Here is a 22,866-nt window from a genome sequence, read left to right as displayed (position 1 = left end):
GGGCCGGGGCGGGCGAGCGGCGCAGCGGCACGACCAGTTCGGTCACGTGAGGCGCGCCGGAGGCGTCCCGCAGCCACGCGTCGGGCAGTTCGCCTCCGCCGGGCGGTTCCTCGGCGAGCAGGTCGGGCTGCTTCGCGACCGCGTCGCGGAGCACGTCGAGATGGTGCCGGCACTCCAGGTCGAGCCGGAGCCTGCGGTCGTACCGGCCGACCACGAGGTGCCGGGGCACGGACCAGCGGCGACGCCAGTCCGCGACCGCGTCGCGCCACGCGGCGTCCCCGTCCTCGGCCGCCCCCGCGTCGTCCGGCGCGGCGCGGCCGCCCGCGGCCGGCTCGTGCAGCTCGTCGAGGCGCCAGCGCGCGGGAGACAGGACGGTCCTGCCGTAGCGGACGCGGGGCAGATACGGCAGGTCGTCGAGCGGACCCCAGGTCCACGGGCGCGGATAGTGCCGCCCGAACCGCGCGATGTCGAACAGCAGCCGCGCCGCGTTGGGGGCCTGCCCCTGGGCGTCGAGCGCGTGGTGGGCGCGTGGCCGCAGCCTGCGCCCAGAGGGCAGGTGCACCGCGTACAGCGTCTCGGGGTCGGCGCCGACTCCGATCTCGTCGAGGCCGACCTCGTACTCCGCCGGTCCCGGCGGGACGCCGAGGGAGAGGCGATGGGACGCGGTGGGCGGGCAGTTGGAGACGTTGCGGCCGCGGCTGAAGCGGGGCTGGTAGGCGACGGTGAGCGGGAGTTCGGCGGCCGGCAAGGGCTCGGCGTGGACGAGGTGGCCGGCGTCGACGCGGTGGTCGTCGCCCGACAGGGGCGTTCCGCCCTGGGCCGGCGGCGACACGGCAGCGGAGATCTCGTCGGCGAGCGTGCCCAGGAGCCCGGCGAACCGGCCCGCGGTCGCCCCCGCCTCCAGCGGGCCGGGCCACGGCCCGGCCGTCAGCAGAAACGCTCCCCGCGACAGCTCCTCCTCCGACGCGGCCACCAACTGCACATGGAACTCGCAGGACTCCGGCGCCTGCTCCGTGCTCAGTGTGCGCGGCACGAGCCGTTCGACGGCCGCGTCGTTCAGCACCACCTCGCGCGTACCGTCGCGCAGCGCCCGCGCGGCGATCCCCGCCAGGAACCGGTCCCGTTCCGGCGCGGCGGCAGGGGCGGGGACGGAGCCGGCAGCGGCGGAACGCGCGCCGTGCCGCGGCCACGTGTAGCCGGAAGGGGCACCGAGCCCGCGGGTGTCGTCGAGGAGCTCGGGCAGCGGCACGGTCCGGTCCACGCCGTAGCGCTCCAGGAACGCCGAGTGGTAGGCGCGCAGTTGAGGGTCCCCCGGTGTGGGCGGCGACAGGCGCCACAGCACACCGGCCGCGCGTGCCGCCTCGTCGAAGACGTCGGCGGGCAGCAGGACGTCCGCGCCGAGTGCGAGATCCACGTGCAGGGGCTGGTCCGTTGCGCGCACATCCCGTATCCGGGAGGTGAGGTCGGTCAGAGCGTCGCGGCGCTGTCCCAGAGGTGTGGCGTCGTACCGGGCGCGCGCGTCCGCGATCGACCGCAGCGCGGCCAGCGGGGCGTGGGCGGCCGGGCAGTTCTCGGCCACACGGTCGAGCACGGCGACGACCTGGTCCAGGGCGTCGGATCCGTCCAGCGCCGGGCGCAGCTCCGTGAGCAGGAACTCCTGCTCGACCAGGGCCTGGACGACCCGCTTGGCCGCACCTGGCGGCGCCTTGGGGAACCTCTCCTCCAGGTCGCGGACGACATCGCCCGCGAGGGCGCCGCCCGCCGCCTTGTCCAGGGCGGCAAGCACCACCGCCGTGCGCCGGATCGAGACCTCGTCCCTGCGCCGCTCGCCCTGGCTGAGGGCGGTGTTGGACGGCGCGACGGCCACCAGCCTCGGGCCGCGCGTGACCAGCCCCGCGTGGGAGCGCACCACGAGATGCTCCAGCAGGTCGCCGTCGCTCTCCCAGGTACGGACGAGCCCGGGCAGCCAGTCCAGGTCGACCTGCGTCCGGCTGGTGGGAGACGTCCGCCACCGCACCTTCGCCGCCCGACCCGCACGGACCGGGGCGACGCCGGCGAACAGCCCGAACGGTGTGCATCTGGTCCGGATGCGGCTCTCGTAACGTGCCACCGACACGACGGCCTTGGCCAACCGGCCGTCCTGCATCGGGGCCGCCCGGCCGGGGTCGGCGGCGAGGCCGACTGCGTCGGCGAGCGAAGGGCTGGCGACGCGCAGCGCGTCCATGAGGACCGCGTCCCCGGCCGCCGCACGCAGCAGCTCGGCGCGTGATGGGGCGGCGAGCCACGCAGGGGGCTCCGAGCCGCGCAACGGCGCGCGCAACAGGGCCGTGTGCACCGGCCGGAACGGCCCTTCCTGCGGCGCTCCCGACGGCATCGGAGTCCCCGGCGACACGCGGTCAGCAGGTGATGCAGATGAGGGGATTGATGACGGTCTGACAGCTCGACGTGCAACTGGTGGTCGGGAAAGCCGAGTCGGGCCCGGACTCGCTCAGCCGAATCTCGACGTCGAGGTCGAAGACGTCGTCAAGGGCGAGGTCCTCAGCGCGTTCCTGGATGACGGGGACATGGATGACACTCCTTCAGATAAGGGAATCCGCCAGGTCAATGCCGAAAGTGCGCTGGGACGCTAGCAGCGCGTTTGTAAGATCCACAACTGATCGTCCTTCGGTCATGGCTCAATAGATCCCCTGCGGAAAAAGGGAACTGGATATTCGAAGGAATGAATTCCGTTTATCGCCCCGACCGGCCGGCCGGTCTTTTCGGGAAATGACCGGCCGAAAAGGGGAGCGGGGCGGCGTCAGCGCGGCCTCTCCTCCCGCGGCCCGGGCAGCGCGAGCGCTCCCGCCACGACGGCGACGAGCATCCCGGCCATGGCGAGGAACGCTCGGCCGTAGTCGTCGGAGAGTGCCGCCGCGGTCTGCCCGCCACCGGCGGCGACGGCGACCAGGACGGCGAGCCCGACCGAACCGCCGATCTGACGCGTGGCGTTCATCAGGCCGGATGCGGCGCCCGCGTCGGCGTCGCCGATGCCTGAGGTGACCGTGGTCGTGATCGGGGTGATCAGCAGGCCCATGCCCGCGGACATGACGACGGCCGGACCGAGCAGCCCGACGAGATAGCCGCTGTCGGGCGTGGCCTGACTCTGCCAGAGGAATCCGGCCGCGGAGAGGGCCGCACTGATGACGATCACCTTGCGGGCCCCGACGTACTCCATGACGCGCGGTGCCGAACGCGCCCCCACGATGCCCACCAGGGTGTGCGGCAGGAAACCGAGACCGGTCTTGAGTGCGCCGTAATGCAGCACGTTCTGCATGTACAGCGAAAGGAAGTACCACATGGGGATGAAGCAGGCCCCGGCCAGCAGCATCACCGTGTTGCCCACGGAGATGGCCCGCGCGCGGAACAGTCGCGGCGGGATGAGGGGTGCGGGCGCGAAGCGCGCCTCGACCACGACGAAGGCGGTCAGCGCGAGGACGCCGGCCGCGAGCGCCGCCCCGGTCACCGGGCTGCTCCAGCCGCGGCTCTCGATCTGCGAGATGCCGTAGGTGAGCGCGCCGACCCCGACGGTCGCCAGCGCGGCGCCCGGGACGTCGAGGCGCTGCCCGCGCCCGCGCTCGCGGTCGCCCGGCAGGAGGGGGAGCGCGGCGGCGAGGGCGAGGGCGCCGATCGGGACGTTGATCAGCAGGATCCAGCGCCAGGACAGGGACTCGGTGAGCACGCCACCGATGAGGTTGCCCGCCGCGCCGCCTGCCGAGCTCACGGCCGTCCAGGTCGCCACTGCGCGTGTGCGAGCGGCTCCTTCGGCGAACGTGGTGGTGAGGATCGTCAGTGTCGCCGGAGCCAGGACGGCCGCGCCGAGCCCTTGCACCGCGCGGGCGGCGACGAGGAGGGCCGGGCTGTTGGCCAGGCCGCCCACCAGGCTCGACGCCGTGAACAGGAAGAGCCCGAGGACGAAGACGCGCCTACGGCCGTAGAGGTCGGCGAGCCGGCCGCCGAGCAGCAGGAAGCCGGCGAAGACCAGCGCGTAGGCGTTGACGACCCACTGCAGGCCGGCCGGGTCGAAGCCGAGAGCGCGCTGGATCGAGGGCAGCGCGACGTTCACGACCGAGACGTCGAGCACCACCATGAACTGCGCGGCGCAGGCGAGCGCGAGAACCGCCGATGTGGCTCCGCGGCTGCCGGGGCCGCGCTTGTCCCGGTCGCCGCCCGGTGCGTTCGTCAGTACGGAGTCGTCCGGTTCGAGCTGTCCCATGGGCCTCTTGTCTCTCTGGCGATCTCGCGTAGCTTTTTTGGATACGGGCGTATCCTAAAAGCACCCGGGTCCAGGAGGAAGACCGTGCCGAAGATCGTCGACCATGCCGAGCGCCGTGTTCTGATCATCGAGGGGCTGGTGCGCCTCGCGGGGCGGGAGGGTCTGCACGCCGTGACGATGAGATCGGTGGCCGCCGAGGCGGGCGTTTCGCTCCGCGTGGTGCAGTACTACTTCGATGGCAAGGCCGAGTTGATGCATGCCGCGCTGCAGCATCTGGAGCGGCGGAGCAGCGAGCGGTGGGCGGACCGCATGGCCCGCTCGCCGCGGCCGGAGACGACGCGCGCCTACGTCGAGGAACTGCTCGAGGAGTCGTTCCCCACGACCGAGCAGAGCCGCACCTTCCGCCTCGTGTGGACCTCGTACGCCGTGCTGGCGATGACCGATCCGGACCTGGCCGCGAAACCGTTCGTCGAAGGGCCCAACCGCTTCGAGCGCCAGCTGGCGGAGGTGCTCGAAGAGGCTCAGGAAGACGGGGAGCTGGACCGGGGTCTGGACGTCACCGTGGAAGCGGCCCGGCTGCTCGGCCTCAGCCACGGCCTCGGCACGAGCGTGCTGGTGGGCCAGCGGACCGCCGAAGACGCGAAGGGAGTTCTGAGGTACCACCTCGACGGCGTCTTCGGGCCGGGTGGGCCACCGGCACCTCCGGCCCTGAGCGCGGGGAGTGCCCATGACCACCGGTGAGGCGGCACCCCGGACCTTCCCCTTCGCCTCGGCGCCCGGCCTGGAGGAGGAACCGGAGTTCGCCGCCCTGCGCGCGAGCGAACCTCTCTGCCGGGTGCGGCTGCCGTACGGGGGCGACGCCTGGCTGGTGACGCGGTACGAGGACGTGAAGCGGGTGCTCGGCGACCCCCGCTTCGGCCGCGCGGCGACGACGCACGCCGACGTGCCCCGATTGCAGCCGGTCCCCGCCGGCGAGGGGCTGCTGATGTCCCTCGACCCGCCCGACCACACTCGGCTGCGCCGCACGGTCATGGGCGCGTTCACCGTGCGCCGCATGAACGACCTGCGGCCCGCGACGGAGGCGATCGCGCACGAACTGCTCGACGCCATGGAGGTCTCGGGCGCGCCCGCGGACCTGGTCACCCACTTCGCGCTGCCCCTGCCCGTCCGCGTGATCTGCGCACTGCTCGGCGTCCCGTACGCCGACCACGCGAACCTGGTGCGCCGGTCCCACGCCCTGCTCTCCACCACGGCCTGCGACGAGCGGGAGATGGCGGCGGCCGACGCGGAGCTGACGCGCTACTTCGCCGGTCTGGTGGCCCGGCTGCGAGAAGAGCCGTCCGACGGGCTGCTCGCCGAGCTGGTGCGGGTGCGGGACAGCGAGGACGGCCGCCTCGACGACGGCGAAGTCGTGGCCCTCGCGCGGGACCTGCTCATCGCGGGCCACGAGACCACCGCCGCCCAGATCACCAACTTCACCCACGTGCTGCTCCACCACCCGGACCAGCTGGCCGCATTGCGCGCACGGCCGGAGCTGATGCCCGCCGCCGTGGAGGAGCTCCTGCGGTACGTCCCCCTGGGCTCCGGGGCCTTCCGGTCCAGGGTCGCCCTCGAAGAGGTGGAGCTGTGCGGTGCGCGGATCCGCCCGGGGGAGACCGTGTTCGCGCCGACCGTCTCGGCCAACCGCGACCCCGAGGCGTTCGACGAGCCGGCGCGACTGGATCTCGGCCGGGAGCGCAACGTGCACATCGGCTTCGGACATGGGATGCACCACTGCGTGGGTGCCCAACTGGCCAGAATGGAGCTGAACGTCGCCCTGACGGCGCTGCTCGCCCGGTTCCCCGCGCTGCGGTCGGCCGCCGACGCGCGCGACATCGCGTGGAGGTCGGGGCTCCAGGTACGCGGACCGCGGCGACTGCCCGTGCGGTGGTGAGAGCGGGGCGCGGCACCCTTCTCGCAGATGACCGGCTGTCCCTCCGGACCCGCTTGCTCCTGACTGGAGCCGCACTTGACCGCCTGGCGACACATTGCCGTGAGACGCAAGCAGATCGACATCCCTGCAACAGGTCTTCACGGCAACTCAAAGGACGCAAACGTGACATTCGTCGTAGAGTCAGGGGAACGTGTCCGGCTTCACCAGGTCGAGAACGTCGCCGAGCAGCGCACTCCCGTCGAACTCGCCGCTCCGGTACGGGCGCGGGTCCACTCCTCGCGGGAGATCCTGGAGAAGTTCGTCGAGGACGAGCGGGTCATCTACGGGGTCAACACGAGCATGGGCGGCTTCGTCGACCACCTCGTCCCCGTGACGCACGCCCGCCGCCTCCAGGAGAACCTGATCAACGCGGTCGCGACCAACGTCGGGGAGTACCTCGACGACACCACGGTCCGCGCCGTCATGCTCTCCCGTATCGTCTCCCTGGCCCGCGGCAACTCCGCGGTCACGCCCGCGAACCTGGACACGCTCGTCGCCGTGCTCAACGCGGGCATCGTGCCGTGCGTGCCGCAGAAGGGCTCCCTGGGCACCAGCGGTGACCTCGGCCCGCTGGCGGCGATCGCCCTCGTCTGTGCGGGGCAGTGGAAGGCCCGGCTCGGCGGTCGCACCCTGCCCGGAGCGGAGGCGCTGGCCGAGGCGGGGATAGCGCCGATGGAGCTCGGCTACAAGGACGGCCTGGCGCTCATCAACGGCACCTCCGGAATGGTCGGCCTCGGCACGATGGTCTACCGGGCCGCCCAACGGCTCGTGGACACCTACCAGATGGTCTCGGCGCTGTCCGTCGAGGGCCTCGCGGGCATGATGAAGCCCTTCGATCCGCGTGTGCACACCGTCAAGCCCCACAAGGGGCAGCGCGAGGTCGCGCGGCGCCTGTGGGAAGGGCTCGCCGACTCCGGGCTCGCGGTCAACGAACAGGACACCGAGCGCACGCTCGCCGGTGAGATGGGCACGGCCGCCAAGGCGGGCTCACTGGCGATCGAGGACGCGTACTCGATCCGCTGCACCCCGCAGATCCTGGGCCCCGTGGTGGACTGCCTCGCACGGATCGCCGAGACGTTGGAGGACGAGCTCAACTCCTCCAACGACAACCCGATCGTGCTCCCCGAAGAGGCCGAGGTCTTCCACAACGGCCACTTCCACGGGCAGTACGTGTCCATGGCGATGGACCACCTCTCGATCGCCCTGACCACGGTGACGAACCTCGCCAACCGCCGTGTGGACCGCTTCCTCGACAAGAGCAACAGCAACGGCCTGCCCGCGTTCCTGTGCAGTGTCGATCCCGGCCTGCGGCTCGGCCTGATGGGCGGCCAGTTCATGACGGCGTCGCTCACCGCCGAGACCCGCGCGCTCACCGTGCCGATGTCCATCCAGTCCCTGACCACCACCGCGGACTTCCAGGACATCGTGTCCTTCGGTTTCGTCGCCGCGCGCCGTGCCCGCGAGGTCCTGACCAACACGGCGTACGTGGTCGCCTTCGAACTTCTCTGTGCCTGCCAGGCCGTCGACATCCGGGGCGCGGACGGGCTCTCCTCGTGGACCCGGCCCCTCTACGAGCGGACCCGCAAGATCGTCCCCTTCCTGGACCGCGACGAGACCATCACGGACTACGTCGAGGCGCTGGCGGCCGACCTGCTGGCCGCGGATTCCGCGGGGCCGTCGCCGAGCGGCAGGTGAGCCGCACCCGACCCGCACTCCCCATCAGCGCCGAAGGAGCTTGTATGGCAACCACCACCGCAACCGAACGAGCCGTGCTGAACCTGGTCGAGGACTGGAGCGCGGCCGAACTGGCCGGTGACTGGGCGGCACTGGGCGTCCTGCTCACCGACGACTTCATCGGCGTCGGCCCCAAGGGCTATCTGCGCGCCCGGGACCAGTGGCTGGCGCGCTACCGCTCGGGCGCCGTACGCACCACCGCCTTCGAGGTCGGCGACACGCAGGTGCGGGCCTACGGGGACACCGCGGTCGTCCTGGTCGCCCAGAGACAGCAGAGCACCAACAACGGCGACGACGCGAGCGGCGCGTTCCGCTTCACCTTGATCGCCGTGCGGCAGGACGACCGCTGGCGTCTGGCGGGACTGCACGTCAGCCCCGACGCCGCTGCCGCATAGCCGGGTCACGCATCCGGAATACGTCAACGGAGCCCGCCGCACTCGCATACCCGCACGACGTACCCGTACCGCCCGTAGCCGCCGCCACGGGCGGTACGGGTACGTCGTGGGGCCGCCGCGCCTCCGCGCTCCTCAGGCGACCCCGCGGTCCAGTCCCCACGCACGCAGCTCGAACCGGCGGATCTTGCCCGTGGCCGTCTTGGGCAGTTCGCCGACGAACTCGACCGCGTGGGGGAACTGGTAGCGCTGCAGGTGCTCCTTGCACCAGCGCTGGAGCTGCGCGGCAAGCTGATCCACATGAGCGGCGTCCAGCGGCACGACGAACGCCTTGATCCTGCTCAGCCCGTCGGCTTGCCGCACACCGACGACGGCCGCCTCCAGGACCCGCGGGTGGTCGAGGAGCACGTCCTCGATCTCCGTCGGCGCGACCCACAGCCCACCGACCTTGATCATGTCGTCGTCCCGGCCCTCGAACCAGTGGAATCCGTCCTCGTCCACCCGGTAGCGGTCACCCGTGCGATACCAGTCGCCGTGCAGGGCGGCCCGGGAGCTCTCCGTGCGGTGCCAGTAGCCCGAGAGCGCGCTCCCGCCGCGCACGTGCATCACTCCGCTCCCACCCGGTTCGGGACGCCGTCCCTCGGCGTCCACCAGCTTGATCTCGTAGCCGGGCACGGCCCTGCCGGCCGAGCCGGGTCGCTCCGCCCCCGGAGTGTTGCTGCAGTAGATGTGCAGCATCTCGGTGGAGCCCACGCCGTCGAGGATCGACAGCCCGAACACGTCGTGCCAGGAGCGCCAGACGGACGCCGGCAGCGACTCGGCGGCCGAGACGCACAGCCTCACCGACGACAGGTCACGCCCGGCCGCGCCCGGCGTGTGGAGCATCGCGTTGTACAGCGTCGGTACGGAGAAGAAGAGCGTGGGCCGGAACCGCTCGACGGTGTCGAGGACCGCGTCCGGTGTCGGTCGGCCGCGCATCAGCACGGACGAACCCCCGAACCAGAGGGGAAAGGTCAGGCCGTTGCCCAGGCCGTAGGCGTGGAAGAGCTTCGTCGAGGAGAAGTGCACGTCCTGGTGCGTGGCCCCGAGGACCTGCCCGGCGTACTGACGGCAGGTCGACACAACGTTCCGCTGCAGATGGACCGCGCCCTTGGGCCGTCCCGTCGAGCCGGAGCTGTAGAGCCAGAACGCCACGTCCTCACCATGGGTGTCCGCGGGGGTGAGCTCGCCGGAGTCGGCGGCGAGCAGCTCCGGCAGGGACAGGGCCCCTTCACCGGCCCGTGTACCGATGACCGTGACGCCCGTGCCCTTCAGCACCGAGGACAGGGTGTCGCTCAGCGGCGTGTCGGCGATGACGACCTTGGCGTAGCTGTCGTCGACGAAGAAGCGGAAGTCCCCGGTGCGGGAACGCGGATTCACCGGCACCGGCACGGCACCGATCCTGATCGCACCGAGGAAGGCGGCGACGAAGTCCGGTGAGTCGTCGAGCGCGAGCAGCACCCGCTCCTCGCGCCGGACACCCAGCGCGCCGAGCGCCCGGCCCATCGCGCACACGCGGCCGAACAGTTCGTCGTAGGTGACCGCTTCGTCGCCGCAGTGGAACGCGGTCTTGTCACCGCGGCCGTCGTCGAGATTCCGGTCGACGAGGGTGGAGAGGTTGAAGCGCTCCAACGGCATGGCTGCTCCTTGGGATCGGCGACGTGACATCGCCCCGGGCCACGGGAGAGTGGGGGATCTCCGGCGGGCCCGGGGCGACAGGTGTGCCCGACGCGCTAGCGCGTGGCAGGCGTGATGTTGGGATTGAGGCGGAACAGGTTGTCGGGGTCGTAGGCGGCCTTGAGCGCCTGGAGGCGGGCGAACTTGGCCCGGCCGTAGGAGTCCTCGGTGCGTTCTCCCTCGGTCGGGTTCATGAAGTTCACGTATCCGCCCCTGGTCAGGTGCGGGCCGAACGCCTCGAACCCCTCGCGTGCCCACCGGACGTGCTCGGCGTCGTCGGTGGGTTTCATCCAGGCAGAGGCGAAGTTGAGGACGAACGGGGAGCGGCGGTTGTTGTACGCGGTGGCGTCGTCCGGGACCCGCGCCACCGCACCCGCCAGATACAGCAGCTCCAGCTGGGAGAACGGCGAGTTCAGCCGGGCGGCGCTGCCGAGGGCGACGTCGATGGCCTCGTCCGTCAGCTCCGCCATGTAGCCGCTCTTGGTGTATACGCGGTCGGGCACGACGGCGCCCGGGAAGGAGTACGCCTGCAGACTGCGGTACGGAAGCGTCGCCTTGGTCACCCCGTATGCCTTGCCGCACGTGAGGAAGGACTCGATCCGCCGTTCGCCCTCGTGGGGATCGCCCACCCAGCAGCCCATCGCGCAGATCACCGGCTTGCCCCGGAGCTCGTCGGGCAGCTCGGGCAGCGGAGGGGCGAGGCGCAGATAGCACGCCCACGTCAGCTCGTCCGGGGCCTCGGCCATCTGGTCCCGCCAGGCCCGCAGCACCTGTTGTCCCTCGTCGAGGGAGAAGTACGCACTGGCGAAGCGGACCGGCCCCACCTTGTACAGCTTGAACTCGAACTCGGTGACGACGCCGAAGTTTCCGCCGCCGCCGCGCAGCCCCCAGAACAGCTCGGCGTTCTCCGTCTCGGACGCCGTGAGCACCCGCCCGTCGGCGGTCACCAGCTCGACGGAGAGCAGATTGTCGATCGACAGGCCGTACTTGCGGCTGAGCCAGCCGAATCCGCCGCCCAGCACCAGACCGCCGAGGCCGGTGTGGGACACCACGCCGGCCGGGGTCGCCAGCATGTGCGCCTGGGTCGCCGTGTCGAAGGCCCCGAGCAGGCAGCCTCCTTGTACCCGGGCGCGCTGTCGCGCGCGGCTCACCCTGACCGAACTCATCGGTGAGAGGTCGATGACGATCCCGCCGTCACAGGTCGAGTGCCCGGCCATGCTGTGCCCGCCGCCGCGCACGGCGACGAGCAGGCCGTTGGTGCGGGCGAAGTTCACCGCGGCGACGACGTCGTCCGTCCCCGTGCACCGGGCGATCAGAGCCGGGTACTTGTCGATGGTGCCGTTCCAGATCCGGCGGGCCTCGTCGTAGTCGAGGTCACCGGGCAGGACCACCTCCCCGCGGAACGCCCTTCTGAAGTCGGACAGGGCCAAGTCGTCGATCGTCGTGGACGCCATGTCGTACGTTTCCTCCTGGGCTCGTCGCCGCGCTCGGCGGGAGTGGCCGGTGTCAGCTGAGCGGAACCGCCGCGCGGGGCGCGTGCCCGTGGCTCCTCAACTGTTCCAGGGCCGTGGTGAACGTGTGCAGATCGGCGCCGTCCGCCCCGCGGCGGGGCGGCAGGGTGGGGACGGCGAGCGAGCGCCCCGAGGCCACGGCGGAGGTCCGCCTGGCCAGCGTCGTCAGACTCTGTCCGGGTCCCGCCTCGACGAGGACGTGGTCGCCGGAGGCGAGCAGTCGCCGCAGTGCGGGAGCGAACAGCACGGGCCGGGCGGCCTGCCCCGACCAGTACGTCCAGTCGGTCGCTTCGTCGTCCGTCAGGACGTCACCGGTGCAGGCCGAGAAGATCACGGTGTGCGGGGGCCGCAGCCGCGGCCGGGCCGCCGTGGGCCCGTGCGTGTCGAGCACCGCCCGCATCACCGGGCTGTGGAACGGCTGGCGCGCTCGGGCCCGGGTGCAGGTGAACCCTGCGTCCACCAGGTCGAGTTCCACGTGACGCAGCGCGGGATCGGTGCCCGCGAGGAGCAGCTGCCGCGGCCCGTTGACGGCGCCCACGACCACGTCGTCCCGCAGGTGAGGGGCCACCTGCTCCTCCGTGGCGGCCACCGCCAGCATGCCGCCCGGCGGCGCGTGGCGGTGGATCCGTACGAAGTCGCGCAGGTAGCGCAGCCCGCTCTCGAAGTCGATGACTCCGCCGAGCGTGCCCGCCGCGAGCTCTCCGACGCTGTGGCCCAGCAGGGCGTCCGGCCGGACCCCCGAGTCCAGGAGCAGGGCGCCCAAGGCGCAGTTGACCGCGTACAGGAGTGGCTGGGAACGGGAGATGTCGTCGTACGAGGACGACGGCGACGCGGCGAGCCACTCCTGCCGGATGGTCCGGCCCGACGGCCCGAAGGCGTCGAACGCCTGGTCCATGGTCGTGGTGAAGCGCTGGGAGACGCCGTAGAGGTCCGCTCCCATCCGGGGGTGCTGCGCGCCTTGCCCCGGGAAGAGGAACGCGACCATCCTGGGCTGCGGTTCCGAGGATTCCGGTCCCGTGCCGAGATCGGTTGCGCTGCCGGGACCGGTCGCCCTGCCGGGATCAGTGTCCATGCCGGGATCAGTCCGCGCTGCCGGCGGACGATCCTGCCGGGGCGTTGGCGTACTCCAGGATGGCGCGCGCCGTCTTCAGCTCACGAACCACGTCCTCCGGGATGTCGATGCCGTGCCGGTGCTTGAGCTGTGCCGAGGTCTCCAGCAGCACCAAGGAGTCGTACCCGAGTTCCTCGAAGGGACGGTCGCTGATGTCCTCGTCGGAGAGCTCCTGCGGATCCTCTCCGGCGCATTCCGCGAGGATCCGGCGCAGGTCTTCGAGCGTCAGCATCTGAGGCCTTCCTGTTCGGGGCGGATCGCACGGGCGCGACACCGCCTGGGGGAGGGGGGGGATCAGGGCATGCCCTGGACCACCAGGGCCGAGTTGAATCCGCCGTGCCCGCGAGCGAGCACGAGGACCGAGGAGATCGCGCACGCGCGTGGCTCGCCCACGACCAGGTCCATGTCGTAGGAGTCCGCGGCACGGTCGACATGCACGGCCGCGGGAACGACGTCGTCCCGCAGGGCGAGCAGGGCGTACACCACGTCCAGCGGACCGCCGCCGGCCATCAGACGGCCCACCATCGACTTCGGCGCGCAGACCGGCACGCCCCGGGGGCCGAACACCGCGCGCAGCACGGCCGCTTCCTCGGCGTCGAGCCCGGGCACACCGGCCGCGTCGGCGACGACCAGGTCGATCTGGTCGGGCCGCAGACCGGCGTCCGCGAGCGCGGACTCCGCCACCCGCCGCAGGCCGCGGGGCCGGCCGGAGCCCGGCGGCGGGTCGAAGGTGGCCGCGTAGCCGGTGATCCGGCCGTACGGGGATCGGTCCGTCCGCCGGCGAGCGGCGTCCGCGTCCTCGAGGGTGAGGATCGCGCCGCCCTCGCCGGGGACGTAGCCGTTGGCGCGCGAGGCGAACGGAAGGTACGCGTCCGCGCTGTTCGAGGCCTCGCTGACCGTGCCGGACGCCAGGTGCGACACCCAGCCCCACGGGTCGAACGACGACTCGACGCCACCGGTCAGCATGAGCTGACCGCGGCCGCGCCGGATGAGGCGGCGCGCATGGCCGATGGCGTCGAGTCCGCCCGCCTGCTCGGCGACGACGACGCCCCCGGGGCCGCGCATCGTGTGGCGGATGGAGATCTGCCCGGTGTTGACGGCGTAGAACCAGGCGAAGCACTGGTAGACGCTGACGTGCTCGGGCCCGAGCGTCCACAGCTTCTGCATCTCGCGGTGCGAGAACTCGAACCCGCCCGTCGCGTTGGACGTGACGACGCCGCAGGCGAACTCGTCCAGCTCCGCCATCGTCACCTCGGCGTCGGACAGCGCCCAGTCCGCGGCGACCAGGGCGAGGCGCGTCACGCGGTCGGTCTGCGGCAGCAGGCGCGCGGGCAGGTGCTCGCGTGCCGTGAATCCGCTGATCCGGCCCGCGAGACGGGCAGAGTAGCCACCGGCGTCGTAGTCCTCCGACGCGGTGATGGCGCAGGCGCCGTCGAGAGTCGCCTTCCAGAAGTCGTCGACGCCGAGGCCGTTGGGAGCGACCACTCCGAGGCCGGTCACGACGGTGTCCACGGTCATCGCTGCCTCCCAGGCCGTTTCTCCAGGAGCATCGCGCTCTGGAATCCGCCGAATCCGCTGCCCACGGTGAGCACGGTGTCGAGCTCCATGTCCCGTGCCTCCAGGGGGACGTAGTCCAGATCGCACTCGGGGTCGGTCTCGTGCAGGTTCGCCGTGGGCGGCACGGCGCCGTGCCGCATCGCCAGCGCGCACGTGGCCACCTCGATCGCCCCGATCGCGCCCAGCGAGTGCCCGATCATCGACTTGATCGAGCTGACCGGGATCTCGTACGCGTGTGCGCCGAGGCTCTTCTTGATGGCGCCGGTCTCGTGCAGGTCGTTCTGCTTGGTGCCCGAACCGTGCGCGTTGACGTAGTCGACCGCCGTCGCGTTCGTGCGGGCCTCGGCGAGGACCGTGTCGATCGCGCGTGACATCTCCGTGCCGTGCGGTGTCAGACCGGTCATGTGGTACGCGTTCGAGTGCGAGGCGTAGCCCGTGATCTCGCCGTAGATGTCCGCGCCCCTGCGCTCGGCCCGCTCGCGCTCCTCCAGGACGAGCATCGCCGCGCCCTCCGCGATCGCGAACCCGTCCCGGGTGCGGTCGAAGGGCCGGGGCGCGTGCGCGGGGTCGTCGTTGCGCCGCGTCGTCGCCTTGATGGCGTCGAAGCACGACACGGCGATCGGCGTGATCGGGGCGTCCGTGGCCCCTGCCAGCATGACGTCCGTACTGCCCTCCTGGATGAGGTGGAAGGCGTGCCCGATGGCGTCGATGCCGGAGGTGCAGCCCGCCGACACGATCGAGACGGGCCCCTCGGCCCCCACGGCCCAGGCCGTCTCCCGCGCCATCGAACCCGGCACGAAGTAGTCGAACAGGTGCGGCGACGCGTACGCCTCGTCGACGAGCCACTCCTTGCCCTCGTCGGAGAGCACCACGTACTCCCGCTCGATGCTGGTGGCGGAGCCCACCGCCGTTCCGACGCTCACCCCCAATCGGCCCGGATCGACGCCGTCCCCGGCCCGGATGCCCGCCTCGGCGGCCGCGCGCCTGGCGCACGCGACCGAGAACAGGCTCGCCCGGTCCAGCCGCCGCACCTCTCTGCGGCGGAAACCGGACGCCAGCGGGTCGAAATCGATCTCACCGGCCACTTGTGAACGGAAGGCCGCGGGGTCGAACGCAGTGATTCTGCGGATCGCACTCCGGCCCGCCGTGATCATCTCCCAGAAGCCCGTGGTGTCCGTCGAGCCAGGGGCGAGGACACTCAGGCCCGTAATGACTACTTGTCGGCTCACGGTTCGAGACCCTGCCGGGCGGCGGTAGAGCCGCGGTCCAGGCGGAATCCGGGCGAGAGCAACGAGCCAGGAGGGCTTGCGGGCGGCACGAGCGCCGCTGGACCGCCACTGCATCGCCGGCCACGACCCTCGGTCTCGGCCCCGGGCGAACCATCGCGGGGCCGAGCAGGCTGCCACGCAGCACAGAGCTCCGGAAGAAGGGTCCTGATGCCTACGACAGCGGGGAGCAGTCCCCAGGACATCGCCTTGGTCACCGGCGGCACGAGCGGGATCGGCTTCGCGATCGCCCACGCCCTGGTGACGGACGGCTACAAAGTGATCATCGTGGGCCGCGACGCGGGCCGCCTCCACCTCGCGTTGTCCTCGCTGCGCGCGGAGGACGACGCCTTCGACGTCGACGGGTACACCTGCGACGTCCGTGACCGCGAGGCCGTGCAGACCATGGTCAAGGAACTGGTGCGCGACCACGGCGCGCCGCGCGTCCTGGTCAACAACGCGGGCCGCGGCGGCGGGGGAGTGACCGCCGAGCTCTCCGACGACCTCTGGCTCGACGTCATCGAGACGAACCTCAACAGCGTCTTCTGGGTGACCCGCGCGGTCGTGGGCGCCAGCGAGCCGATCCGGCGGTCCACCGGACGCATCATCAACATCGCCTCCACGGGCGGCAAACAGGGCGTGCCGTTCGGCGCCCCCTACTCCGCCTCCAAGGCCGGCGTCATCGGCTTCACCAAGGCACTGGCCAAGGAGTACGCGGCCACCGGGCCCACGGTGAACGCGGTGTGCCCCGGCTATGTCGAGACGCCGATGGCGCAGGACATCCGCAGGAGCTACGCCCAGCTCAACGACGTGAGCGAGGAGCAGGTCCTCGCCGACTTCGAGGCGAAGATCCCGCTCGGCCGGTACACGACTCCCGAGGAGGTCGCCGCGATGGTGCGGTACCTGGTCGGGCCGCAGGCGGCCTCGGTGACGGCACAGGCGCTCAACGTCTGCGGCGGGCTCGGCAGTTACTGACCACAACGACCGTCTCAAGGGGTACGCATCCATGACCGTGCAGGTACCGGAATCGGCCTCCTCCCCGGAGGAGACAGACGGACAGCCCTACTACGAGGAAAGGCGCCTCAAGCTCTACGACGCCGTGGTGGTGAAGGCGTCGAACCGGCTGCTGTGGCGCTGCCCCAAGGCCCGCCTCGTGGGCCACTACAACTCCTGGGTCAGCTCGTCCCACCTGGAGGTGGGCCCCGGATCGGGCTACTACCTCGACCACTGCCGGTTTCCGACGGCGGCACCCGACATCACCCTGCTCGACCTCAACCCCGACCCGCTGCGGTTCGTGGCCCACCGCCTGCGCCGCTTCGCCCCGCGTACCGTGCGCGCCGACGTCCTCGAACCGCTCCCGGACCTCGGCGGCCCGGGGTTCGACTCCATCGCGTTCAACTACGTGCTGCACTGCGTACCGAATCCTCCCGAGGGCAAGCAGTTGGTGTTCAGGCACCTCCGGCAGGTCCTGGCGCCCGGCGGGGTGCTGTTCGGCAGCACCGTGCTGAGCCGGGGCGTGCACCACACGCCGGTCTCGGACGCCTTCAACAGGCTGTACCAGCGCCAGGGTTCCTTCCACAACGAAACGGACAGCGTGCCGATGCTGCACGACGCGCTGGAGCGCTACTTCGACTGGCACTGGATCGAGGTCCGGGGCAGTGTCGCGCTGTTCGCGGCGAAGGCTGCCAAGGGCCAGGCCATCGACCCGGGTGACCGCGCGCCGCGGACCCTCGACAGCTGAGGCGGGACGCATGGCTTTCGGTGTGACCTACCGGGACGCGGCGCTCCCGCTGGGCGGGATCTGGTCGTCGCCGTTCGCGCGGTGGGGCGGCACACTCGCGGGGTGCTCGAGCCTCGACGTCGCCGTGGCCGTCACGGACCGGGCACTGGACGAACGGCACGTCGACCGCGGTGAGGTGGACGGCCTGGTGCTCGGGTGGACGGTGCCGCAGCCCGCCATCTTCTACGGCGGACCGACGCTCGCCACTCGGCTCGGCATGCCCGCGGTCACCGGCCCCATGATCAGCCAGGCCTGCGCGACGTCGGTGGCTGCGCTGCACCAGGCCGCGGGCTTGGTGGAGAGCGGCGCGGGCCCGCAGCTGGTGGTGGTGACGGACCGCACGAGCAACGGGCCGAAACTGGACTGGCCGAACCCGTCGGCGCCCGACCGTGCCCCGGTCCACGAGGACTGGGTACGGGACAGCTTCGCGCGCGATCCCTGCACCGGTGAGGACATGCTGGCCACGGCGGAGAACGTGGCGGCGGAGGGCGGCTTCACGCGTGGCGACACCGACGCGCTCGCCGTGCTGCGCTCCCAGCAGTACGAGCGGTCGCTGGCCGACGACCGTGCCTTCCAGCGCCGGTACATGATCGACGTCGTCCTTCCGCAAGGCGACGGCGGGCCGGTCCTCCTGACGGCCGACGAAGGGGTGCGCGCGGTGGAGCCCGTACGCGCGGGGCGCCTCCCCACGGTCCGGCCGGGCGGGGCCCACACCGCGGCCTCGCAGACCCATCCGGCGGACGGGGCGGCGGGCGCTCTGGTGACGACGGCCGCGCGGGCCGGTGAGCTGTCGGGCGGACGGGGCCGCGTACGTCTCCTGGCCGTCGGATTCGCCCGCGTGGCTCCCGTGCACATGCCACAGGCCCTGGTGCCGGCGGCGCGGGCCGCGCTCAAGGCGGCGGACCTGGACATCGGGTCCGTCGCCGCCGTCACCACGCACAACCCCTTCGCGGTCAACGACCTGTACTTCGCGCGGGAGACGGGGGTGCGCCTGGAGTCGATGAACGCGTACGGCTGCAGTCTCGTCTTCGGCCACCCGCAGGGGCCGACCGGCATGCGCTCCCTGGCGGAGCTGGTCGAGGAACTGCGGATGCGCGGCGGGGGTGTCGGTCTGTTCGCGGGGTGCGCGGCCGGTGACACCGCCGCCGCCCTGGTCGTCGAGGTGACCGACTGACGGAGACCGAGAACGACAGGCAGGGTCGTTGGCCGCTCTCCTGGTGGCCAACGACCCTGCTTCGTAGGGCAGGTCGGTGCGCTCAATGCCTGGCGCGCCGCCGGGACAGGAAGCGATCGATGCCCGCTCGCGCGCTGCCGATCTCCTCGGTCCGCCGCACGGCTTCGGACTCGCGGGCCATGGCGGCCTCGACGGCGTCGCGCCGCGGGCGGAGAAGGGCGAGGTGCTCGGCGGTCGCCGCGCCGGGGCGGTTCCATCGGTGGATACGCCTGATCGCGGCCGGGACGAGGTCGGCTGCCGGGTCCACGATCCCGTCCAGGAGCCCCATGTCCAGCGCCTGTCGAGCGTTGAGCCTGGCGCTCCCCAGGACGAGCTCCAGCGCCGGGCCGACGCCGACCAGTCGCGGCAGCAGGACGCTCGCCGCGTTGGTGACGGTCAGACCGATGTCGTTCTCCGGGAAGAAGTAGCCGGCGTCCGGGGTGCCGATGCGGGCGTCGAAGCACAGCGTCAACTCGCCGGCGCCGCCGACGGCGATGCCGTTGAGGGCGGCGAGGGTCGGCACGCGAGTCCCCAACGCCGCACGGGTGATGTCATGGAACAGCTCGGCCTCGGCGACCAGGCCGTTCGCGGCGGTCGAGGCGGCCTCGCGCAGGTCTTCCCCGGCGCAGAAGGCCCGGCCGGTGCCCGTCAGGACGATGCCCCGGGCGAGAGCACCGTCCCCGAAGTGGCGCAGTACCGCGGCCAGTTCACGACGCATGGTCGCGGTCAGTGCGTTGAGCCGGTCCGGTCGGTCGAGGGTGATGACAGCGACCTCGTCACGTACGGAGACGTCGATGTGGCCGGATCGGGACGTCCAGGCGCCCATGGTGAACTCCTCATTTCTGCTGGTGTGATTCCTCGCTGATGCGCCGGGTCATGCCCACGCGTCGCGCGCCGCGTCGAACGACCCCGCGCGCTGGTCCCTCTCGGGTTCCACGAGCCTGCGCTTCTGGATCCGGGCCGAAGGCGTCAGTGGGAACGAGTCGACGAACTCCAGATACGCCGGCACCTTGAACCGCGCCAGCAGCCGACGGGCGTGTCCGAGTACGCTGCGGGCCACGTCGGTCCCGGGGGAGTGCCCGGGGCGCAACTGCACGAATGCCTTCGGCAGTTCCTCGAACAGCTCGTCAGGAATGGCGACGACGGCTGCCGCCAGGACGGCCGCGTGGCCCTCCAGCACACTCTCCACCTCGGCGCACGAGATGTTCTCGCCGCCCCGGCGGATCATGTCCTTGAGGCGGCCCGCGTGATGGACGCGGCCCGCGACGTCGCGGTGGCCGAGGTCTCCCGTGTGATACCAGCCGCCCCTGAAGGCCTGCGCGGTGGTCTCGGGATGGTTCCAGTAGCCGTCCATCATCGGCTCCCCGCGGACGACGATCTCCCCTGTCTCCCCGACCGGAAGCACGGCCCCCCGCCGGTCGACGACGAGGACGTCCTTGCCCTTGGGCGGATGCCCCATGGCTCCGCTGCCCACTGTCTCGACGGCGCCCGGCGCGACGATCAGGTCGAGCCCGCTCTCGGTCGAGCCGTAGACCTCCCGCCATGGTGCGCCCCAGCGCTCCTCGAAGGCGCGATGCCGCGCGGGGGCGATGCCCGAGCAGAGCACGAGCCGCATCGAGTGGTCCCTGTCGCCCGCGCTCCGGGGCTGTTTGAACATCAACAGAGGCATCGTTCCCAGTACGTAGGTCAGGGTCGCGCCGTGTTCCCGCACCGAATCCCAGAAACCGGATGCCGAGAATCTGGGCAGCACCACCAGGGGAACGCCACCCATGAGACACATCACCGCATTCCATTGCGGATCCATGTAGGAGAACGCCTGCGCCGTCAGTACGACGTCGTCCGCGTGGAGTTCGGCGCCGACCGCCATCAACCACGCTGTTCTGAGCCAATAGTCTTGGGAGAGCATGCACGCCTTGGGGAACCCCGTGGTTCCCGAGGTGTACTGGAAGTTTGCGATGTCCGACGGTGCCACCGGAATTTCCGGATCGAGGGGAGAGGAATCCGCCAGCTCCTCGGCCAGATCGTCCAGCGCATGCACTTCCCGGAGGGAATCGACGTCGCCGGCGACCTTCCGGACGAGCGCCACGCACTCTTGGGAGGCAAGGGCGAGAACACTCCCGGAGTCCTTGAGGACGTACGCGAGATCTGCTGGACCGCACCGCGCGTTGACGGGGACCGCGACAGCCCCCGCTCTGGTGACGGCGAGCCAGCTCAGCGGCCATTCGGGCACGTTCCCCATCATCAGGGCGACCCGGTCGCCGCGACCCACGCCGTGCGCCCGCAGCACCCGGGCCAGTCGGCTCACGTACGCGTCCGCCTCGGCGAAGCTGAGGGACCCCTCTGGAAAGCGGAGGAATTCCCAGTCGTCATAACGCCCGGCCGCGTCCCTGAGCAGTTCGCCGATCGTTCTCCACCGCGGCCGTGAACCGGCGCGCGCGGGGTCGAACAGCACCGCGCCCTCGGCATGGGAAAGGTTCACGAAAATGCCTCCGTCGCCTCGACTGCCTGATGTGCAGCGGACTTTCGGCTGCACTGCACCACGGCGCGGTCGAAGGCGGAGCAAGGGAGCCTCGAATGCCCGCGAGATCCTCCCTTTACCGCCGCTGGACCGAGGGGTGCCAGCCTCTGCGGGAAGGTTCGGGAGTGGAATTCGCCGGGAGGACGAGAAAGCATGACAACGGTCGAGAGCCTGCCCAACGGAATGGAATCCCTCGCGCTGTACGTGGAGATCCTGCAGTTCTACGGGCGTCATATGCGGGCCATGGACGAGTGCCGTGTGGCCGACTGGACACATGACTTCACCGAGGACGCGGTGTCCCGGACCAACGCACGTCCGGGGCCGCACGTCGGCCGGGCCGAGATCGAGGCGGGAGCCGAGGCGGCCGCGCGCAAGCTGCTGGCCGACGGCGTGCTGAGGCGGCACTGCCTGAGCACCCTGCACGTCGAGGAGGCCCCGGACGGCACCGTCGTCGCCCGGTCCTACGCCCAGCTCGTCACCACCCCGAAGGGTGGCGCGTCCGAACTGGAGCTCTTCTGCACCTGCGTGGACACCTTCGTGCGCGAGGGCGGACGCCTTCTCATCAAGCACCGCCAGGTCCACCGGGACGACCTCCCCAAGGACTGACACGAGGGGCCTGGGGCGTCAGGGCGTCCAGGACAGCTGAAACCGGCCCGTACGGGAGAGCTCCGGGGCGGCGGCGAGGATCGCTCGCTGCAACCGCTGGAGCTCCCCGGAGGGTTCGAGCCCCAGGTCCTCGACGAGCCTGCGGCGCAGCCGGTTGAAGGTGTTGAGCGCGCCCGGACGCTGGCCGCACCGGTAGAGGGCGAGCATGAGCTGGCGGTGGAAGCTCTCGTGCTGGGTGTGCTGTGAGGCGAGGCCGTGCAGTTCGCCGAGGAGTTCATGGTGGCGTCCGAGGGCCAGCTCCGCCTCGATGCGGGTCTCCAGCGCGCTGAGCCGCGCCGCTTCCAGACGGACGATCTCGGCTTCCAGGTGGCGCCCGGGGCGGATGTCCGCCAGCGCGGGCCCTTGGAAGAGCCGCTCGGCGGCGCGCAAGTGCTCGACGGCGGACTCGTGGTCGCCCGCCGAGAACGCCCGCCGGCCATCGCTCACGAGGATCTCGTAGCGGTGCAGGTCCAGAGCGTCGGGCCGCACATGGATCGCGTAGCCGTTCGGCGTGGTCGTCAGGATGTCCTTGGGGCACTCCTCGGGCAGCAAGTGGGCGAGGAGCCTGCGCAGCTGGAACACATACGTCTGCAGCGTGCTCAGGGCGGTGGCCGGCGGCCGTTCGTCCCAGAGTTCCTCGATGAGGGTGGGAACGGTGACCAAGTGGTTCGCGTTGACCAGCAGAAGGGTCAGGACCTGCTTGGTCTTCGCGGCGCTGGGGGTGACCCGCTTCCCGCCGGCCGACAGTGACACGTGTCCGAGTACTTCGACTTCCATGGAACTCCTCATGCGATCGGCCGAATCGGCCTGACAGTCAATGGGGATCTTCCGGCGTGGGACGCTCGGTGAGTGCCCGTGCGTGAACAACTTCAGCACAGCGCTCATCGTGCGAGAAAGCCGTCCCGGGAGTCAGCTGCGTCAGTTGGGTGAGCATGGTCAGTTCGGTCAACTCACGTTTGATTCAACAACACATCGGGAAAGCTGGCCGCTCTCGGCGACCTCAGGAGTCGGTTGCTCCCGAGGCGTTCGGGGGCAGAGAATCGGATCGGAGGGAGGACCCGGGGGCCATGCCGACAAATCCCCCGGATAAGACATCACATGTAGTGCTCATGTGTCTCTGATCACAGATTTGCAGAAATTATTCATGGGCAGTTCATCCATCATGGGGAGGTTGTCTGCGATGGCTCGCGCGCCCCGCCT

General features: G+C 71.1%; 19 protein-coding genes. 8 read left to right on the top strand and 11 right to left on the bottom strand.

Annotation, left to right across the window (positions count from 1 at the left end; translation table 11 throughout):
- A partial coding sequence (locus AOK22_RS06850; protein ID WP_157872188.1) for a lantibiotic dehydratase family protein occupies window positions 1–2,374 on the bottom strand: 2,374 nt, incomplete at its 3' end.
- A gap of 423 nt (window positions 2,375–2,797) precedes the next feature.
- A complete protein-coding gene (locus AOK22_RS06845; protein WP_079036392.1) occupies window positions 2,798–4,252 on the bottom strand; it encodes an MFS transporter in 1,455 nt (484 codons plus the stop codon).
- Window positions 4,253–4,336: 84 nt separating this feature from the next.
- Here AOK22_RS06845 and AOK22_RS06840 point away from each other — a divergent pair, with 84 nt between their 5' ends.
- From AOK22_RS06840 to AOK22_RS06825, 4 genes are all read left to right on the top strand, one after another.
- Entirely contained in the window at window positions 4,337–4,993 is a 657-nt protein-coding gene (locus AOK22_RS06840; protein WP_055697670.1) for a TetR/AcrR family transcriptional regulator, read from the top strand.
- Window positions 4,980–6,185 (top strand): cytochrome P450, encoded by a 1,206-nt coding sequence (locus AOK22_RS06835; protein WP_055697669.1) that lies wholly within the window; start codon window positions 4,980–4,982, stop codon window positions 6,183–6,185. Before AOK22_RS06840 ends, AOK22_RS06835 begins: the two co-directional genes overlap by 14 nt.
- A 162-nt stretch (window positions 6,186–6,347) precedes the next feature.
- Window positions 6,348–7,919 carry a phenylalanine aminomutase (D-beta-phenylalanine forming) gene (locus AOK22_RS06830; protein ID WP_055697668.1) on the top strand — a complete coding sequence of 524 codons (1,572 nt, stop codon included), beginning with the start codon at window positions 6,348–6,350 and terminating at the stop codon, window positions 7,917–7,919.
- A 44-nt stretch (window positions 7,920–7,963) separates the two neighbouring features.
- On the top strand, window positions 7,964–8,353 hold the full coding sequence (locus AOK22_RS06825) for a nuclear transport factor 2 family protein (protein WP_055697667.1): 390 nt from the start codon (window positions 7,964–7,966) through the stop codon (window positions 8,351–8,353).
- A 132-nt stretch (window positions 8,354–8,485) separates the two neighbouring features.
- On the opposite strand, the gene AOK22_RS06820 is transcribed toward AOK22_RS06825, so the two are convergent.
- From AOK22_RS06820 to AOK22_RS06795, 6 genes are all read right to left on the bottom strand, one after another.
- A complete protein-coding gene (locus tag AOK22_RS06820; protein ID WP_055697666.1) occupies window positions 8,486–10,027 on the bottom strand; it encodes a benzoate-CoA ligase family protein in 1,542 nt (513 codons plus the stop codon).
- Between the two features lie 95 nt (window positions 10,028–10,122).
- Window positions 10,123–11,520 carry an FAD-binding oxidoreductase gene (locus AOK22_RS06815; RefSeq protein WP_055697665.1) on the bottom strand — a complete coding sequence of 466 codons (1,398 nt, stop codon included), beginning with the start codon at window positions 11,518–11,520 and terminating at the stop codon, window positions 10,123–10,125.
- 52 nt (window positions 11,521–11,572) lie between these two features.
- A complete protein-coding gene (locus tag AOK22_RS06810) occupies window positions 11,573–12,562 on the bottom strand; it encodes an acyltransferase domain-containing protein (RefSeq protein WP_055697664.1) in 990 nt (329 codons plus the stop codon).
- A 94-nt stretch (window positions 12,563–12,656) separates the two neighbouring features.
- Window positions 12,657–12,920: an acyl carrier protein gene (locus AOK22_RS06805; protein ID WP_055697663.1), complete on the bottom strand. Its 264-nt coding sequence runs from the start codon at window positions 12,918–12,920 to the stop codon at window positions 12,657–12,659.
- Between the two features lie 62 nt (window positions 12,921–12,982).
- Window positions 12,983–14,206 carry a ketosynthase chain-length factor gene (locus AOK22_RS06800; RefSeq protein ID WP_055697662.1) on the bottom strand — a complete coding sequence of 408 codons (1,224 nt, stop codon included), beginning with the start codon at window positions 14,204–14,206 and terminating at the stop codon, window positions 12,983–12,985.
- Window positions 14,203–15,474, bottom strand: coding sequence for a beta-ketoacyl-[acyl-carrier-protein] synthase family protein (locus tag AOK22_RS06795; protein WP_055697661.1), 1,272 nt, complete (start codon window positions 15,472–15,474; stop codon window positions 14,203–14,205). Before AOK22_RS06795 ends, AOK22_RS06800 begins: the two co-directional genes overlap by 4 nt.
- 207 nt (window positions 15,475–15,681) lie before the next feature.
- Here AOK22_RS06795 and AOK22_RS06790 point away from each other — a divergent pair, with 207 nt between their 5' ends.
- Genes AOK22_RS06790 through AOK22_RS06780 form a run of 3 tightly spaced genes read left to right on the top strand, consistent with a single transcriptional unit; the run spans window position 15,682 to window position 18,464 of the window.
- Window positions 15,682–16,485: an SDR family NAD(P)-dependent oxidoreductase gene (locus AOK22_RS06790; protein WP_055697660.1), complete on the top strand. Its 804-nt coding sequence runs from the start codon at window positions 15,682–15,684 to the stop codon at window positions 16,483–16,485.
- Window positions 16,486–16,516: 31 nt separating this feature from the next.
- Window positions 16,517–17,251 carry a class I SAM-dependent methyltransferase gene (locus tag AOK22_RS06785; RefSeq protein ID WP_055697659.1) on the top strand — a complete coding sequence of 245 codons (735 nt, stop codon included), beginning with the start codon at window positions 16,517–16,519 and terminating at the stop codon, window positions 17,249–17,251.
- A gap of 10 nt (window positions 17,252–17,261) precedes the next feature.
- Complete coding sequence (locus AOK22_RS06780; protein WP_055697658.1) at window positions 17,262–18,464, top strand: thiolase family protein; 1,203 nt, start codon at window positions 17,262–17,264, stop codon at window positions 18,462–18,464.
- An 82-nt stretch (window positions 18,465–18,546) separates the two neighbouring features.
- Here AOK22_RS06780 and AOK22_RS06775 read toward each other — a convergent pair whose 3' ends face one another.
- Together AOK22_RS06775 and AOK22_RS06770 are read right to left on the bottom strand one after the other, a co-directional pair.
- Window positions 18,547–19,329 carry an enoyl-CoA hydratase/isomerase family protein gene (locus AOK22_RS06775; protein ID WP_055697657.1) on the bottom strand — a complete coding sequence of 261 codons (783 nt, stop codon included), beginning with the start codon at window positions 19,327–19,329 and terminating at the stop codon, window positions 18,547–18,549.
- 48 nt (window positions 19,330–19,377) lie between these two features.
- Complete coding sequence (locus tag AOK22_RS06770) at window positions 19,378–20,982, bottom strand: class I adenylate-forming enzyme family protein (protein ID WP_244164705.1); 1,605 nt, start codon at window positions 20,980–20,982, stop codon at window positions 19,378–19,380.
- Window positions 20,983–21,174: 192 nt separating this feature from the next.
- Here AOK22_RS06770 and AOK22_RS06765 point away from each other — a divergent pair, with 192 nt between their 5' ends.
- The gene (locus tag AOK22_RS06765) at window positions 21,175–21,627 is read left to right on the top strand and encodes a nuclear transport factor 2 family protein (protein ID WP_055697656.1); all 453 of its coding nucleotides are present in this window, start codon (window positions 21,175–21,177) and stop codon (window positions 21,625–21,627) included.
- 18 nt (window positions 21,628–21,645) lie between these two features.
- Here AOK22_RS06765 and AOK22_RS06760 read toward each other — a convergent pair whose 3' ends face one another.
- On the bottom strand, window positions 21,646–22,443 hold the full coding sequence (locus AOK22_RS06760) for an AfsR/SARP family transcriptional regulator (RefSeq protein WP_055697655.1): 798 nt from the start codon (window positions 22,441–22,443) through the stop codon (window positions 21,646–21,648).
- Between the last annotated feature and the right edge of the window lie 423 nt (window positions 22,444–22,866).

This window comes from Streptomyces silaceus (assembly GCF_001419745.1).
In the GTDB taxonomy this organism is placed as follows: domain Bacteria; phylum Actinomycetota; class Actinomycetes; order Streptomycetales; family Streptomycetaceae; genus Streptomyces; species Streptomyces silaceus.
The sequence above is the reverse complement of the archived record's forward strand: the minus strand, read 5'-3'. Positions and strand labels throughout refer to the sequence as shown.

Coding starts and splice junctions, on each gene's coding strand:
- AOK22_RS06785 (WP_055697659.1), top strand. CDS start 16,517: ATGACCGTGCAGGTACCGGAATCGGCCTCCTCCCCGGAGGAGACAGAC.
- AOK22_RS06805 (WP_055697663.1), bottom strand. CDS start 12,920: ATGCTGACGCTCGAAGACCTGCGCCGGATCCTCGCGGAATGCGCCGGA.
- AOK22_RS06800 (WP_055697662.1), bottom strand. CDS start 14,206: ATGACCGTGGACACCGTCGTGACCGGCCTCGGAGTGGTCGCTCCCAAC.
- AOK22_RS06760 (WP_055697655.1), bottom strand. CDS start 22,443: ATGGAAGTCGAAGTACTCGGACACGTGTCACTGTCGGCCGGCGGGAAG.
- AOK22_RS06815 (WP_055697665.1), bottom strand. CDS start 11,520: ATGGCGTCCACGACGATCGACGACTTGGCCCTGTCCGACTTCAGAAGG.
- AOK22_RS06820 (WP_055697666.1), bottom strand. CDS start 10,027: ATGCCGTTGGAGCGCTTCAACCTCTCCACCCTCGTCGACCGGAATCTC.
- AOK22_RS06790 (WP_055697660.1), top strand. CDS start 15,682: ATGCCTACGACAGCGGGGAGCAGTCCCCAGGACATCGCCTTGGTCACC.
- AOK22_RS06775 (WP_055697657.1), bottom strand. CDS start 19,329: ATGGGCGCCTGGACGTCCCGATCCGGCCACATCGACGTCTCCGTACGT.
- AOK22_RS06825 (WP_055697667.1), top strand. CDS start 7,964: ATGGCAACCACCACCGCAACCGAACGAGCCGTGCTGAACCTGGTCGAG.
- AOK22_RS06845 (WP_079036392.1), bottom strand. CDS start 4,252: ATGGGACAGCTCGAACCGGACGACTCCGTACTGACGAACGCACCGGGC.
- AOK22_RS06780 (WP_055697658.1), top strand. CDS start 17,262: ATGGCTTTCGGTGTGACCTACCGGGACGCGGCGCTCCCGCTGGGCGGG.
- AOK22_RS06765 (WP_055697656.1), top strand. CDS start 21,175: ATGACAACGGTCGAGAGCCTGCCCAACGGAATGGAATCCCTCGCGCTG.
- AOK22_RS06835 (WP_055697669.1), top strand. CDS start 4,980: ATGACCACCGGTGAGGCGGCACCCCGGACCTTCCCCTTCGCCTCGGCG.
- AOK22_RS06810 (WP_055697664.1), bottom strand. CDS start 12,562: ATGGTCGCGTTCCTCTTCCCGGGGCAAGGCGCGCAGCACCCCCGGATG.